At 37.8% G+C, this 16,253-nt stretch carries 13 protein-coding genes; 5 read left to right on the top strand and 8 right to left on the bottom strand.

Annotated features, from left to right (window positions below):
- Positions 1 to 70: 70 nt before the first annotated feature.
- The 7 genes from J0N78_RS13650 to cudC all read right to left on the bottom strand — a co-directional run bounded on the left by J0N78_RS13650 (position 71) and on the right by cudC (position 6,802).
- The gene (locus J0N78_RS13650; RefSeq protein WP_209123659.1) at positions 71 to 1,366 is read right to left on the bottom strand and encodes a (Fe-S)-binding protein; all 1,296 of its coding nucleotides are present in this window, start codon (positions 1,364 to 1,366) and stop codon (positions 71 to 73) included.
- Positions 1,359 to 2,771, bottom strand: coding sequence for an FAD-binding oxidoreductase (locus tag J0N78_RS13645; RefSeq protein ID WP_209123658.1), 1,413 nt, complete (start codon positions 2,769 to 2,771; stop codon positions 1,359 to 1,361). Before J0N78_RS13645 ends, J0N78_RS13650 begins: the two co-directional genes overlap by 8 nt.
- Before the next feature lie 21 nt (positions 2,772 to 2,792).
- A complete protein-coding gene (locus J0N78_RS13640) occupies positions 2,793 to 2,957 on the bottom strand; it encodes an aldehyde dehydrogenase family protein (protein WP_209123657.1) in 165 nt (54 codons plus the stop codon).
- A gap of 59 nt (positions 2,958 to 3,016) precedes the next feature.
- Complete coding sequence (locus J0N78_RS13635; protein ID WP_209123656.1) at positions 3,017 to 4,189, bottom strand: quaternary amine ABC transporter ATP-binding protein; 1,173 nt, start codon at positions 4,187 to 4,189, stop codon at positions 3,017 to 3,019.
- 19 nt (positions 4,190 to 4,208) lie between these two features.
- Positions 4,209 to 5,066, bottom strand: a complete 858-nt coding sequence (locus J0N78_RS13630) for an ABC transporter permease (RefSeq protein WP_209123655.1) — start codon at positions 5,064 to 5,066, stop codon at positions 4,209 to 4,211.
- An 83-nt stretch (positions 5,067 to 5,149) separates the two neighbouring features.
- A complete protein-coding gene (locus tag J0N78_RS13625) occupies positions 5,150 to 6,193 on the bottom strand; it encodes an ABC transporter substrate-binding protein (RefSeq protein ID WP_307794933.1) in 1,044 nt (347 codons plus the stop codon).
- Between the two features lie 105 nt (positions 6,194 to 6,298).
- Positions 6,299 to 6,802: a choline uptake/conversion transcriptional regulator CudC gene (cudC, locus tag J0N78_RS13620; protein ID WP_209123710.1), complete on the bottom strand. Its 504-nt coding sequence runs from the start codon at positions 6,800 to 6,802 to the stop codon at positions 6,299 to 6,301.
- A 352-nt stretch (positions 6,803 to 7,154) separates the two neighbouring features.
- Between cudC and betB the strand changes: the two genes are divergently transcribed.
- Both betB and gbsB read left to right on the top strand, forming a co-directional pair.
- Entirely contained in the window at positions 7,155 to 8,627 is a 1,473-nt protein-coding gene (gene betB, locus J0N78_RS13615) for a betaine-aldehyde dehydrogenase (protein WP_209123654.1), read from the top strand.
- A gap of 54 nt (positions 8,628 to 8,681) precedes the next feature.
- The gene (gene gbsB / locus J0N78_RS13610) at positions 8,682 to 9,893 is read left to right on the top strand and encodes a choline dehydrogenase (RefSeq protein ID WP_209123653.1); all 1,212 of its coding nucleotides are present in this window, start codon (positions 8,682 to 8,684) and stop codon (positions 9,891 to 9,893) included.
- Between the two features lie 178 nt (positions 9,894 to 10,071).
- Here gbsB and J0N78_RS13605 read toward each other — a convergent pair whose 3' ends face one another.
- Positions 10,072 to 12,108 carry a methyl-accepting chemotaxis protein gene (locus J0N78_RS13605; RefSeq protein WP_209123652.1) on the bottom strand — a complete coding sequence of 679 codons (2,037 nt, stop codon included), beginning with the start codon at positions 12,106 to 12,108 and terminating at the stop codon, positions 10,072 to 10,074.
- A gap of 359 nt (positions 12,109 to 12,467) precedes the next feature.
- Here J0N78_RS13605 and J0N78_RS13600 point away from each other — a divergent pair, with 359 nt between their 5' ends.
- From J0N78_RS13600 to J0N78_RS13590, 3 genes are all read left to right on the top strand, one after another.
- On the top strand, positions 12,468 to 14,303 hold the full coding sequence (locus tag J0N78_RS13600) for a UbiD family decarboxylase (RefSeq protein WP_209123651.1): 1,836 nt from the start codon (positions 12,468 to 12,470) through the stop codon (positions 14,301 to 14,303).
- Positions 14,304 to 14,427: 124 nt separating this feature from the next.
- Entirely contained in the window at positions 14,428 to 14,697 is a 270-nt protein-coding gene (locus J0N78_RS13595; protein ID WP_209123650.1) for a hypothetical protein, read from the top strand.
- A gap of 256 nt (positions 14,698 to 14,953) precedes the next feature.
- The gene (locus tag J0N78_RS13590; RefSeq protein WP_247747300.1) at positions 14,954 to 16,162 is read left to right on the top strand and encodes an oxalate decarboxylase family bicupin; all 1,209 of its coding nucleotides are present in this window, start codon (positions 14,954 to 14,956) and stop codon (positions 16,160 to 16,162) included.
- The last annotated feature ends 91 nt before the right edge of the window (positions 16,163 to 16,253 follow it).

Genomic DNA, 16,253 nt, shown 5'->3' with positions numbered 1-16,253 from the left:
GAAGAACCAAGCTTTCGCTTGGTTAACGGTTCAATAGCTAAAAGCAACAATCTTTTAGAAAAGATCCTTTCTATTTGTTTTCAATAGCTTCAATTAACAAATCCACTAAATGAACGGCTCTTACTCGATCTTCAAGATTTTCTCGCTTAATACCCATTTTCATTTGCAAAAGGCAACCTGGATTTGTAGTGACGATTGTAGTTGCTTTTGTTGGTTTGTACTTTTCCATCTTAGAATCTAAGATCTCCATTGAGTCATCATAATTCACAATGTTATAGATACCAGCAGAACCACAACAACGATTATGATCTTGCATTTCTCGATACTCTATTCCAGGTATGTTTTTCAATAATTCAAGTGGTTCATCAACGACCTTTTGAACATTTGTTAAGTGACATGAAGGTTGGTAGGTCACAACGTCATTTACCTCTCTTGTGAAGGTTAAACCATTCAACTCATAGAGGATTTCACTAATATCTTTAGATTTAGCTACAAAACGCCTCGCCCTCTCACCCCACTCTTGATCGCCATCAAACAAATGACCATATTCATTTAACATTGATCCGCATCCACCTGCATTATTAATGACATAGTCAATGTTTTCCTTTTCGAAAGCCTCGATGTTTTTCTTGGCTAATTCTTTTGCGTCCGATACATTGCCAGCGTGTGCATGTAGTGCACCACAGCATGTTTGACTATCTGGAATAATGACTTCTGCTCCTGATTTTCTTAAGAGTTCAATTGAATTTTGGTTTGTCTCGTAAAACATTGAGTCCATAATACAACCCGTAAAAAAAGCGACTTTCGTTTTTGTTTTACCCTCCGCCTTTACAACAGCTTGTCGGTTTTTCCTTTTATTAGGTGAAACAACCCTAGGCATAATCGACTCAAATTCACCCAAATGAAGAGGTGCTAGTTTTGTAGCTTTCAAGCCTCTAACAACTTTTTGAACACCTGACGCTTGATAAAACCACATGAGATTACCGAACGAATCCATTCTTGAACGATGAGGGAACAGATGATTAAAAATAAAGCTCTTGGCTGCTTTTTGGGGCATGGACAATTGCTGTTGATCTGCAAGAGATTCCTTAGCCCCTTCTAAGATTTTTCCATATTCAACACCTGTTGGACATACGGTCTGACAGGCTCTACAGCCTAGACATTTATCGATCGGTTCACGTATCTCTTCAAGATCAATTTTACCTTCTGCAGCCATCTTTACTAGATTAATTCGTCCTCTTGGGGAATGCGTTTCCTTACCCATCGAATCATATGTAGGACATGCTGGTAAGCAGTAACCACATTGAACACAGTCAAACGTGTATTTGTACCCAATTTTATCCTGTAGTTCTTTTAAGTTATCCATCGGTTAATACCAACTTTGAGACACCTGGGTTAGGGAAAATCTTTTTTGGGTTCATAATGTTGTTTGGATCCCACGCTTCTTTAACTCGTTTCATCATATCTAACCCGTCGATCCCTAATTCTCGTTCCATATAAGGAGCTTTCATTGTTCCAATCCCATGTTCCCCCGATAACGTACCACCAAGATCAATTGCAGCTTCAAAAATTTCTGTTACAGCATCCTCTACACGTTTCATCTCTTCTTGATCCCGTTTATCGGCAAGAATATTAGGATGAAGATTGCCATCTCCAGCATGGCCAAACACAACCAGATCTATCTTGTATTTATCGCGGATTTCCATCAATCGCTCAAACATACGCGGAATTTGACTTCTTGGGACGGTTGCATCTTCTGAGATTTTTGTCGGTTTTATTTTCGTAATCGCTGGAGAGACAAGCTTCCTGGCCTCCCACAGTTTTACTCTTTCTTCTTCTGTAGTTGCTACTTTCACCGTACGAGCATTTAATTGTTTACAGATTTCTGCAACTTCTTTTATTTCATCTTCAATCGCGACAGGATGACCGTCTAATTCAATTAAAACAATCGCTGCTGCATCCGTCGGATAGCCACTCGGTTTATAATTTTCGACAGCTTGAATACAAGATTGGTCCATAATTTCCATCGCCGCAGGAAGAATACCCGATGATAGTATGGAAGAAATGGATTTTCCAGAATCAACAAGCGTGTCAAATACTGCCATTAATGACACACTTTTCTTCGGCTTTGGTATAAGGCGTAAAGTAATTTCTGTAACAATTCCTAGTGTCCCTTCCGAGCCTACTATCAATTTTGTTAGGTTATAACCTGTTACATTCTTTATCGTCTTACCACCCGTTCGAATTACTTTTCCCTCTGGTGTAACAACTTCCAAACCGATAACATAGTCCCCAGTAACACCATATTTTAAACCACGAGGACCACCAGAGTTTTCAGCCACATTCCCACCAATCGTTGAAACGTGGGCACTGCTTGGATCTGGAGGATAAAAGAAACCTTTTTCCAGCGCTGCCTTTTGAATTTCAGCAGTAATCACTCCTGGAGATACAACTGAAATTAAATTTTCGCTGTCAATCTCAAGCTTCTGATTCATCTTTACCATATCAATGACGATTCCACCATCAACAGGGAGAGGGCCGCCACTTAAACAAGTGGCTTGCCCTCTTGGATATATTGGTACTTGGTATTGGTTCGCAAGTTTTACAATATCTACAACTTCATCACGATGGATTGGCTGAACAACGCGTTCTGGTAAGAAGTGCCCAAATGATCCGTCAAATGCATAGCTATGTAGATCAGCCTTTTCTGATAATACTCTTCGCTGATCAGAAATGATGTTATCTAATGCCTTCTTCCAATTTTGCGACATATTAATACACCCTTTCCCCTTTTATCCGATGTTAATGGATACAAACTTTTCTTCTAAATAATCTTTAATTCCATATTTTCCGCCCTCACGGCCAATACCACTCTGCTTCACTCCCCCAAATGGGGCTTGGACTGTTGTAGGGATAGGATCATTAATACTAACTATACCATACTCTAAACCTTCCATCACCTAAACCCGCCAATACTAATTAGCGGGTTTAGGTTACAAATCACAACAACAATTGTTTATACTAAAGCCGAGAGTACAGATACTCGCGAGGTAATTCCTAATAATTTCTCATTTTCATCGATAACAGCAATCGGATATTTTGATTCAGTTGCCAACGGAATTAAATCTTGAATGTACGTCTCTAATTCAGTAGTATAATAATTTTTTATAATAATATCTTTTAAAAGTTTATTTTCTTTAATTGCTTTTATCGTATCATCAATTGTTACAAGACCTTGTAGTTTCCGTTCACTATCAACGACAAATACACTTGAAATGCCATTTGATCTCATCTCATGAACAGCAGATTTTAATCCTTCTTTTAAAGAAACAATGGCTGAAGGCTTAAACATGACATGCTTTGCCTGTAGAACTTTTGAACGGTCAATATCTTGAACAAAGTCTTTAATATACTCACTTTTTGGGTTTTCAATAATTTCTTCTGGAGTACCACTTTGTTCAATTTGACCATCCTTCATTACAAGAACACGGTCACCAATTTTAAATGCTTCATTAATATCATGTGTAATAAAAATAATCGTCTTCTTTAGCTTGGACTGTAGCTCCATTAACTCTAACTGCATGTCTCTACGAATTAAGGGGTCTAAAGCACTAAACGGTTCGTCCATCAATAAAATATCTGGATCATTTGCCAGCGCTCTAGCTAGGCCCACACGTTGCTGCATACCGCCACTTAGCTCATGTGGCATTTTTTCTTCCCAGCTAGCTAAGCCAACGTTTTCAATTGCTTGACGTGCTATTTCATATCTTTCATCCTTGGATAAACCTTGAACTTCAAGTCCATACTCAACATTACTAATTATATTTCTATGGCTGAATAATCCAAAATGCTGGAATACCATAGCGATCTTCTTTTGCCTAAAATTTCGAAGTTTTGGCTTAGAGTATTTCGTAATATCCTCAGCATCAACATATATGCTTCCTTCCGTCGGTTTATTTAGCAAATTAAGACAGCGAATTAACGTCGACTTACCACTACCAGAAAGGCCCATAATAACAAACATTTCACCTTCGTTAACGGAGAAAGACACATCGTAAAGACCAACAGTATTTTCTGTTTCTTTTAAAATTTGATCTTTTGATACACCCTGTTTAACTTTTTTTAGGACGGACTTTGGATTTCGTCCAAATATCTTCGTTAAATTTTCTACCTTAAGTTTTTCTGTCATAAGAGAATGCCCCTTCTTGTTAGTTCTCACTAGTTACTTTAGAACGTTTCGTAATTCCTTGGGTTATTCGGTCTATAATTATCGCTAATATAACAATACCTAATCCGGCCTCAAAACCTTGCGCGATGTCTACTCGGTTAATAGAAATTAATACTTCCATTCCAAGCCCCTGCGCACCAATCATCGAGGCGATGACAACCATAGATAAAGCCATCATCGTTGTTTGGTTTATACCCGTCATAATCGTAGGTAAAGCTTGTGGTAGTTGAACTTTCAGTAAAAGCTGCCACGGGGATGACCCAAATGAATGAGCAGCTTCTACCATTTCTTTGGACACTCGACGAATGGCTAGGTTTGTCAAACGAATAACTGGCGGAATAGCATAAATAATGGTTGCGAATACAGCTGGTACTTTCCCCATACCAAAGAAAATCATCGCTGGAATTAAGTACACAAAGCTTGGCATCGTTTGCATCGCATCAAGAATAGGACGCATAATGGTCTCCATTACTTTACTGTAAGCCATCGCTATTCCGAGTGGTATACCAAGGAGCAAGGAAATGGCTACCGAGGCAAGCACAATTGACAATGTCATCATCATATAGTCCCAATAACCAAAGGACCCTACAAGAATTAGAAGTAGTGAAAAGACAATTCCTGAAATCAAGGAGCCGAAGCGCCACCCTAATAATAAAACAACTAAAATGAAAGACCACCACGGAAGCCATAAAAGAAAGCTTTCCATATGAATCATGAACCATAAAATGATCGAACTGATAATCTCAAAAACACCTGAGAAGTTAACATCAAGCCAATCTACAAATCTTTCAACATATATTCCTAAATTAAAATCTATACTTTCTGGAAAGTTACTCATTGAATGTTAGCTGCAATTCTTAAGTGCAACCAATGTCCCCCCTTTTTTCGTATATGACGAGTTCGTACAATGGTTTATTTATACTATTGAATTTCAGCCTTTACTTTTTCTGCAATTTCTGAAGGCACCCATTGTGTCCATAGATCTTCGTATTCTTGTAAAAACCATAGCGCAACTTCTTCAGTAGAAGCTTCATTTTTTTGCATATATGCTAATGAATGACTAACAATTTCGCTACTAGTTTCATAGTTTCTTAAGAACTCAGTAACATCCGGTGCTTGTTCTGGTAATTGCTTTTGTACTGCAATCGTTAATCGTTGAGAAGGAAACTCTGTACGATACCCATCCATCCATTCTTCCTCGTTATAAGGATTGTCTTCTAATAATGTAAGGTCGTACATACCTGCAATCCAAGTTGGCTCCCAATAATAGCCAACCCAAGCTTCTCCTCGTTCGTAGGCACGAATTAATGAAGTATTAAGCGCCGTATCTGAACCTGGTTGGAAATAGTTATACTTTTCACTTAGACCGTAGTTTTCAACCTTTGCTTCAAGAACTGCATCTGCTGCCCATCCAGGAATAGATCCATAAATTCTCCCTTTATTCGGTTGCTCTTCATCTTTAAATACTTCCCAATATTCAGGCAAGTCATGGATTGATTTTAGTTCAGGTGCCATCGGTTCAATACCACGCTCCGGGTCTCCCTCAATCACATAAGTTGGGACATATAAACCTTCTTTTGTATCATCAAAATTGACAGACAGCTCTACAATATCTCCAGATTCTACTGCTTCATTGTATTGGTCAAAGAAATTTCCTGTCCAAATTTCCATGTAAACATCTAGACTCCCGTTACTAATACCGATTAATGAACCTGTTTCTGACCCTGGCATTACTTCTGTTTTATATCCGTAACCTTCTTCAATGATAGTTCTAGCTATCTCATTGTGTAAACGAATACTATCCCAACCTGCATCAGCAAATTTGATTGTATCAATCTTATTAGAGGTAGAACTCTCTCCTGTTGATCCTCCTTCAACACCACAGCCTGATGCAAATACCGCTCCAGCAGTTAAGATCCCCGCTAGTAATACTTGTCTAATACTTCCTTGATTAAATATCTTCACTATCAATCTCCTCCTATACGTTTTTCTGTGTCTTTCGTTTCCAAATTTCTAGTCGGATCATCTAAAGCAATATCACCTCACTTTAAGAATACATATTGTTATTCACTACTTTTTCCTATCTTTTGGAAGGTAGTTATAAATGTCTCCCGTCCGGAAGCTATCAACAAGTGATTTAAGCCACTTGTAGTAGACTTTTGATTCTTTAAGTTGGGTATAGCATCGAATCGTCTCTTGACGTGTTTCTTCTGAAACCTCTGGATCTAATAATATTTCCTCTAAAATCGCTTCCGCCTTTACAGTTGCTTCTAAGTTGACAGTGACCTCCTTTTCCCACTTTTTGCAGAAAAACTCTGCAAATGATTTGAAGAAGTCTTTTTCTGCAATATACATATCTTTCCGTTCACCTTTTTTCCAAGCTTTTTGTACCATTTCATTTTCCTGTAATTTTCGAACGGCAGTACTCATACTCGGTTTACTCATCCCCAACTCTTCTTTCATTTCATCAAGAGTCATTGGATCTTTATGAAAATACATAGCACCATATAAACGACCGACAGATGGCGTTACACCATATAGGTCCATTGTTTCTGAGATGGAGCCAATCACCATATTTTTTGCAGCTTCTAATTTTTCTTGCGCATCTTTTTCTGCCACCTATATCACTTCTTTCAAATTCATTAAATTCATTTAGTAAATTCAGTTTGTTAAATTTTTTTAAAACAAACTTTCTATATACAACTATACTAGATATAGATTTTATGTCAAATATAAATGTACATTTAACACTAAAAACAAGTAACAAAAAAATTTTTTTAACTTTTCCCTTCTATATATAGTCTTCAAAAATGCTCATTCACATACTTTACAAATAAAATTTCCTTATGTTAAATTTAAATTGTTCAAAACGTTAAATATTTTTTTAACAAAATGAAAAAACTTCCAAAACGGAGGGATGACAAATATGGTAGTAAAAAAAATGTTTATTAATGGTGAATGGGTTAACTCTCATACAAAAGAAGTACGGGAAATCATTAATCCTTTTAACCAAGAAGTGATCGCGAAAGTAACTGAAGGTGATCACGAAGATGCACAATACGCAATTACTGCAGCTCGAGCTGCATTTGATAACGGTGAGTGGACGAACACACCAGCATCTGAACGAGGCAAGATGGTTTTACAAGTAGCACAAATAATCGAACGAGACAAAGACGAACTCGCAAAATTAGAAACACTCGACACGGGTAAAACAATTATTGAAAGTGAAGCAGATATGAATGATATTGCAGAGGTATTCCGTTATTTTGCTGGACTTGCAGATAAAGACGGCGGAGAGATCATTGCATCGCCAATTCCAGACTCAAAAAGTCGAATCGTACGTGAACCGATTGGTGTTTGCGGTCAAATTACACCGTGGAACTATCCATTGCTACAGGCAGCTTGGAAAATTGCACCTGCTCTTGCAGCTGGAAACACAATAATTATCAAACCAAGTGAAATTACACCATTAACAACAATTAAAGTAGTTGAATTAATGGAAGAAGTTGGTTTCCCAAAAGGTGTTGTTAACCTTGTTTTAGGATCTGGACCAACAGTAGGAAATGAATTGGCAGTAAATCAAGATGTCGATCTTATTTCATTTACAGGAGGAATTGACACAGGGAAGAAAATTATGCGTGCTGCAAGCACTAATGTTAAAAAAATTGCTCTTGAACTTGGTGGTAAAAATCCAAATATCGTATTTGCAGATGCAGATTTTGACACAGCTGTCGACCAAGCATTAAATGCGGTTTTCTTCCATGGCGGACAAGTATGTTCAGCTGGTGCTAGATTGCTAGTTGAAGATTCCATTCATGATCCATTCGTTGAAGCTCTTGTTGAACGAGTCAAGCGCATTAAGCTCGGAAATGGTTTTGATGAAGGTACACAGTCTGGACCATTGATTTCTGCCGAACACCGAGAAAAAGTGGAGAAATATGTAGAAATTGGACAGGCTGAAGGTGCAAAATTAGTCATCGGTGGTCATCGTCCATCAGAACCTGAATTGCAAAAAGGATTCTTCTACTCTCCAACTATTTTTACAGATTGCAAGGTTGATATGAGGATCGTCCAAGAAGAAGTATTTGGACCTGTTTTAACAGTAGAACGCTTTAACAGTGAAGAAGAAGTAATTCAACTTGCAAATGATACAATTTATGGCCTTGCAGGTGCTGTTTGGACAAAGGATATTGCAAAGGCTGAACGTGTTGTAGGTAAACTTCGCATGGGTACGGTTTGGATTAATGATTATCATCCGTACTTTGCCCAAGCACCTTGGGGTGGGTATAAACAATCAGGCTTTGGCCGCGAGTTAGGAAAAATCGGTTTAGAAGAGTACACAGAAGTAAAACACGTATTCCAAAATACAAATCCTCAGCCTGTAGGCTGGTTTAAGTAATCATACTATTGATTTATCTATTATTTTTTAATCATACGAGGAGGAATTTAAACAATGGGAATGAATATGCGCGTAGAAAATATGACAAAGCTTCACACATTTGAGGTGCCAACAGTAATTAAACATGGTATCGGTGCTATAAAGCACGTCGGCAATGAAATAAAGAACCTTGGAGTTACAAAGGCTCTTTTAGTAACAGATGACGGAATTTATCGTGCTGGAATGACAGAGCCAGTAGAAAAATCATTAAAAGAAGCTGGTATTGAAGTTATCCTATTTAATAAAGTTGAAGCAAACCCACCCGTTCGTGTCGTAGAAGCAGGAACAAACACTTATAAAGAAAATAACTGTAATGGATTAGTCGCAGTTGGTGGAGGAAGCTCAATGGATACGGCAAAAGCTATTGGTGTTGAGGTTGCACATAACGCTTCAGTTCTAGAATATGAAGCAGCAGAAGGTAAGAAGCCATTAGAAAATCGTATTCCTCCATTAACTACAATTCCAACAACAGCTGGAACAGGATCTGAAGTTACACAATGGGCTGTTATTACAGATGAAGAACGTGAATTTAAATTTAACACAGGGGGACCATTAATCGCTGCTCATCTAACAATCGTTGACCCTGAGCTACACGTTTCAATGCCTCCTCACGTCACTGCGATGACTGGCGTTGATGCATTATCACATGCTATTGAGTGTTATACAATGCACTATGCACAACCAGTTACAGACGCTGTTGCTTTACTAGCGATTGAATACACGGCAAAATATCTTCGTCGTGCTTATGCAAATGGTCAAGATATTGAAGCTCGTTATGGAATGTCACAAGCTGCAATGCTTGCAGGGCTATCTTACGGAAGTGAATCTGCAGGAGCAGCACATGCAATGGCTCAAACATTAGGCGGAATTATTAACGTTCCTCATGGCCAGTGCGTAGCGTGGATGCTTGGACCAGTAATGGAATTCAACTGGAAAGGACACCCTGAAAAATTCGCACGTATCGCACAAGCTATGGGTGTTGATACACACAATATGAGCACAGAAGAGGCTGCAAAAGCCGCAGTAAAAGAAGTTTATCGTCTTGTAAAAGATGTTGAAATCCCTTCTCTTGAAGAGCAAGGTGTACCAGCAGACATGATTCCACGTCTTGCTAAAGAAGCAATGAAGGACCCTCAAACAGTCGGTAACCCGCGCGACTTAAATGTTGATGCGTACGAGTGGATCTACAAGCGTTGTTATGATCTAGTTCCATCTTCATTAGACTAAACAAGACATCACAATATAAGGAGCAAGACAAAACGCTCGGTTTTGAAGTGACCTGAAGTGACCCCGAGCGTTTTTACATTTCATAATTTTTCTTGTTCAACTAAAATGCCTCTATTAAGATGTTACAGTACACTGAGGACGTTATTTCCTAAATATCTACTTACCTTTATTGATTTCTTCAGTTTTTATTTTCCGTAGAATCATCCTTACTTATTTTAAACTTTCTAATCATAGCATAAAGTTGTTCACTTGAAGCTTGTAATTCTTCTGCTGAATCAGCAATCGATTCAAGTACTGTTAATTGTTCATCAGTTGATGCACTAACTTCTTCACAAGCTGCAGCTGTCTCTTGAGACATAGAAGATATTATTTGAATAGAAGAAACGACATCATCTTTAAATTCGTTAATTCCATTTAAATCTTTTGTAATTTGATTAATCGAATGAGACATCGATTGAACAGCTTCAGAAATGGAATGGAATGCATCTTCAGTATCTTCAACGACTTGCTGTTGTTTAAATGCAATTTCCTTTGTAATGCTCATTTCATTAACTGCTAAGTTAGACTCTTCCTGTATTCCTCGGATCGTTTGCCGTACCATTTCCGTTGCTTTTGATGATTGTTCTGCTAACTTTCGCACTTCAACCGCTACAACGGAAAAGCCTTTGCCATGCTCTCCAGCCCTCGCTGCTTCAATCGAAGCATTTAATGCAAGGAGATTTGTTTGTTCCGAAATACCATTAATAGTAGCAATAATATTTTCAATTTCAGTTACCTTTTTAGATAATCCTAAAATTACTCTTTCTACATTTTCGATGACTACCGTTGATTCATTGGCAGATTCTCGCAATGTTTTTACTTGAACGAGACCATGTTCATTCACTTGTTCGACTTGTTCGAATTGATCACTAATTTTCTCAGTTTGTGAAGCAACATTGCTTATTTCCGACGAGAGACCCAATGTTTGCTGACTAGTAGAATCGGCTGAACTTGCAGACTCACTCGTATTCGTTGCTATTCCAGAAATCGCTTTTGCAACTTCCTCACTAGATGCTTTCGTTTCTTCTGATACTGCACTTAAATTATCTGCGGATGAAGCCACTTGTTTTACCGATTTATTAACTTCACTTATTAAAGATCTCATATTTATAATCATCTGATTGAAATTAGTCGTTAGTTGGCCGATTTCATCTTTTGAATTGGTTTCGATGTTTACTGTAAGATCACCATTTGCCACTTCTTCAACCACTTGATTTAATCTCCCGATCGAGCGAGTAATTCCGATCGAGACAAAATAAATGATAATTAGTGCTAGCAATAAAGCTACTCCAGCTACGATAAAACTATTATTACGTACTGTATTTGCACCTTCTAGTAAATTATTTTGTAAATATACTGCACCGACTTTCCAATTTGTTTCTTGAATCGTGTCATAGATAAGCACTTGGTTCGTACTTTTGTAATAATAATCTAAAATACCGTTATGATCAGGTTGATTATATAATTCTGAAATATAATCTTGCTCAGCAAGGTTATTCCCACGTTCTTCTGGATGTACAATCGCCACACCTTGATCATCCAATAAAAAAGTATAGCCTTCATAGCCAACATCAACAGCATTTACAGATTCAGCCACCTTATCTAAAGTAAGGTCTAATGCGACAACTCCATCTATTGAATTTCTAATCGGATCTAATATCGCTTTTGATGCTGTAATGACATAATCATCTGTTGCTGTATCAATATACGGCTCTGACCATACGACCTGTTCAGGAGTTTCAAGCGCATTAACGTACCATGGTCTTGAAGTTGGATCAAAATCAGAAGGAAGATCAACATGCGGTTCAATTCTAATTTCCTTCGATGCCTCAGCTATATAAATAATATTTATATTAGGGTTAATATCTAGAAAATGTGAGAAATTGGTGCTCACATTAGCCCATGCTTCCCCTTTATTTTCTTCATCACTTTTTACATACTCTTGAATAGTGCCATCATGACTGAAATATGTAAGATTTGAACTATAATTACTTAAATAGAGCTCAACATTGTCCTTTAATTCATGCACAATAATACTTGCTTGATTTCGTACATCCTTCTCCATTAAGGAAGATGTTTGTTGGTAATTAATAAATACCGTTGATCCGATGATTACAACAAATAATAATGCAAAGATTAACAGCATTTTATGATGTAACCGCTTTAAACGAAACATTGCAAAGACCCCTCTCACGTTAGTTCTTTTGACATGGTGTAAATGTCGTATAAACTATTTTAACATAAAAGTTTTAAAAGAAAATATTATATTTTGAAAATTGTTGTAATAAATTTCTTGCCTACTATATTAGCTATTTCAGAAGTACACCTCCCCCTTTATACTTGCGATTTAACATGAATGTTAGATTTTATTATTTAGACCCTTAATAAGTACGGTTGATTTTGGCATATTATTGAAAAATACGAATTATAAATTGATTCAATACACTATTTGAAGGTAAAATCAACAAAGAGCTTACCTCTGAAATAAAATTGAAAAGACTATTAGGAAAACTATAGAATTAGGAGCTATGAATAATGTATCGTAATCTAGAAGAATGTATCCTTGATCTAGAAAAAAATGGTCATTTAATACGTGTAAAAGAAGAAGTGGATCCACACTTAGAAATGGCTGCCATTCATATGAGAGTTTTTGAAGCAGGTGGCCCGGCGTTATTATTTGAAAATGTAAAAGGATCAAAGTTTCGCGCAGTCTCGAATTTGTTTGGGACTGTAGAAAGAAGTAAATTTATTTTTCGTAACACTTGGGACGCAACAAAGAACGTCATTAGCTTAAGAAACGACCCGATAAAAGCTTTGAAAAGCCCGTTTGCACATTTAAACAGTGGACTGACAGGATTAAAAGCACTTCCTAGTAAGAAATCAAATGGCCTTCCTGTTACGACACTAGAAATCAATATTTCTGATTTACCACTCATCAAGCACTGGCCAGATGATGGAGGGGCTTTTGTTACGTTACCTCAAGTTTATACTGAAGACCCAGAAAAGCCAGGGATCATGAACGCAAACCTAGGAATGTACAGAGTTCAACTTAGCGGGAACGAATATGAAATGGATCAAGAAATAGGTTTGCACTATCAAATTCATCGTGGTATCGGCGTTCATCAACATAAAGCCAATAAACTAGGAAAACCATTAAAAGTCAGTATTTTTATTGGTGGTCCTCCCGCTCACACTTTAGCTGCTGTCATGCCGCTACCTGAAGGATTATCTGAAATGACTATGGCAGGCATGTTATCTGGACATCGCTTCCGTTATAGCTATGAAGATGGTTATTGCATAAGTAATGATGCGGACTTTGTCATCACAGGAGAAATCCACCCTGGGGAAACAAAACCAGAGGGACCATTTGGAGATCATTTAGGATACTACAGCCTTACTCATCTATTTCCATTAATGAAAGTACATAAAGTTTACGCAAAACAGGATGCGATTTGGCCGTTTACTGTAGTTGGACGACCTCCTCAGGAAGATACTGCCTTTGGTGATCTGATTCACCAATTAACGGGAGGCGCAATTAAACAAGAAATTCCCGGCGTAAAAGAAGTTCATGCTGTAGATGCCGCAGGTGTGCATCCTTTACTATTCGCTATCGGTAGTGAACGTTACACACCGTACCAAAAAGTAAAGCAGCCAGCTGAACTTCTAACGATTGCAAATCGAATTTTAGGTACAGGACAACTTAGTCTTGCCAAGTATTTATTTATTGCAGCGGAGGAAGAAAAACCACTAGATACACACAAAGAAATCGATTTTTTAACTTATATTTTAGAAAGAATTGATCTTCGAAGAGATATTCATTTTCAAACAAACACAACGATCGATACACTAGATTATTCTGGAACAGGATTAAACACAGGTAGTAAAGTTGTCATTGCTGCTTGTGGCGAGAAAAAAAGAGAGCTCTGTACTGAAGTACCTAAAACGTTGAAGGAATTACGTGATTTTAGCAAGGCTCAAATGATTATGCCTGGTATGGTAGCCTTAGAAGCAACAAAGTTCTCAAGTTACGAAAATGCAGTACAAGAAATGAACAAGCTGTGTGATGCTGTTCAAAGCAAGGGATCACTCCCTTCTTGTCCACTAATCATTGTATGTGATGATAGTAAATTTTTATCTGAATCGATCAGTAATTTTCTCTGGGTTACCTTTACACGAAGTAATCCATCCCATGATATGCATGGAGTGAACAGCTTTTACGAAAACAAACATTGGGGCTGTGATAATTTGATCATCGATGCCAGAACAAAACCGCATCATGCACCACCATTAATTCCTGATCCTGATGTTGAACAAAACATTGAACGTTTTTTTGCTAAAGGAGCGAGTCTAGAAGAAATAAAAATCATCTGATTAAAAAATAATACAAAGGAAACGATCAAAAGCTACCGAGGGTCAACCACCTTGTCATCTTGACATTACATATTAACCCTAGTCCTTGGAATAATAAAGGAAATGATTTATGGGGGATATGATAATGAGTCAAAAAAAAGAGCATATTCTAACGATAAATTACTGGTCTATTATTGGAGTATCTACAGTACGTGAAATACTTATAGCGAAGTCCAATGAAAAAGCCGTCATAACTAACCAGTATTTCACTCAAGTAACAGAAAAACTTACAAAGGCTGACAATGTAATGTTAATTAGTCGTAAGAAATTTTTCCGAATTAGAGAGTACACAAAACAAATGAGCCTATCGATTGGACAACGGGTACTCTCTTTACTTCGGTTACGGACTGATTAATAGAAGAATGGTGCTCCACGTGGGCACCACCTTTTTTATTTCAAAAATTAATTTATGAGAGATGAAGCAATACATTTATGGATGAACCCTAAAGCGATGTACATAAGTAATAGTTGATGCCTATAGTATTAATATGAATACCACATTATTCTAACAAAACAAATACAGAAATCATCATAACCTCCTGTTTACCTTCATAACATAATTAAGGATTTTAACGGATTGAAGAATGTCGGAATGAAGGGAGTAAATTTCTTTGGGAAACCATAATCGTACCAGACCTGAATATGAAAATGTTCCGCAGCCAATTCGAAAAGATGGTGCCGGTTTTGTAGACCTTGGTCCAAGGGACATTATGCGAGACATGCAGAACCCAGATATGCTAGTCCCACCTCCTACCGATACTGGAGGGATCCCCAACTTAAAGTTTTCATTTTCCGATACGCCTATGACATTAAAACATGGTGGATGGTCACGTCAGGTAACTACAAGAGAACTGCCGATTTCAACCACATTAGCGGGAGTAAACATGGCTTTGACGCCAGGGGGTGTCCGTGAGTTACATTGGCATAAAGAATCGGAATGGGCCTACATGATTTGGGGTTCCGCTCGTATCACTGCTGTCGACCAAGATGGTAGAAACTTTATTGCTGACGTCGGACCAGGAGACTTGTGGTTCTTTCCCCCTGGATTACTACACTCAATTCAAGGTCTTGATGAAGGCTGCGAGTTTCTTCTCGTTTTTGACAACGGTAGCTTTTCTGATCTAGACACTTTCTCTATTTCAGATTACTTCGCACACACACCTAAGGACGTATTATCGGCAAATTTCGGTGTACCAAAAAGTACTTTTTCTCACATTCCCAAAAACCAGGTGTATATTTTTCAAGGAAAGATTCCTGGTCCACTGGCAAGTCAACAAGTACCCGATCCCTACGGTACTGTACCAAAGAGTTATACTCATCGACTGCACGCACAGGAGCCAAGTGTATATCCTGGCGGGACAGTCCGAGTAGTCGATTCCACCAACTTTCCTATATCAACTACAACTGCAGCAGCGTTAGTCGAAGTCAAGCCGGGGGCAATGAGGGAAATTCATTGGCATCCGACAGATGAGTGGCAATATTACTTGACAGGGACTGCACGAATGACGGTATTTGCTGCCAACAGCCAAGCACGAACGTTCGATTACCGTGCAGGTGATGTAGGTTATGTACCACATCCCTATGGGCATTATATTCAAAACACTGGAGATACATCTTTATGGTTTTTAGCAGTTTTTAAAAGTTCTCGATATGCTGATGTTTCGCTAAATCAATCACTCGCACTAACTCCTCATGAGCTAGTACAGGAAAATTTAAATGTAGATTCTGAATTTATAGCTGCGCTGAGAAAAGAAAAAGTGCAAGTCGTAAAATATCCAGGCTTTTCCTACTACCCTAAAACAAGTAAATCTGACTCTTAAATACTATCAATAATTATAAAAGCTTTTATATTTTTATATTTACTACCAAGTCCGCTTCTTTTGTTTCAAGAAAAATTTGTTCTATATAAAA

The organism is Alkalihalobacillus sp. BA299, assembly GCF_017745675.1.
Lineage (GTDB): Bacteria > Bacillota > Bacilli > Bacillales > Bacillaceae_F > Alkalihalobacterium.
The sequence above is the reverse complement of the archived record's forward strand: the minus strand, read 5'-3'. Positions and strand labels throughout refer to the sequence as shown.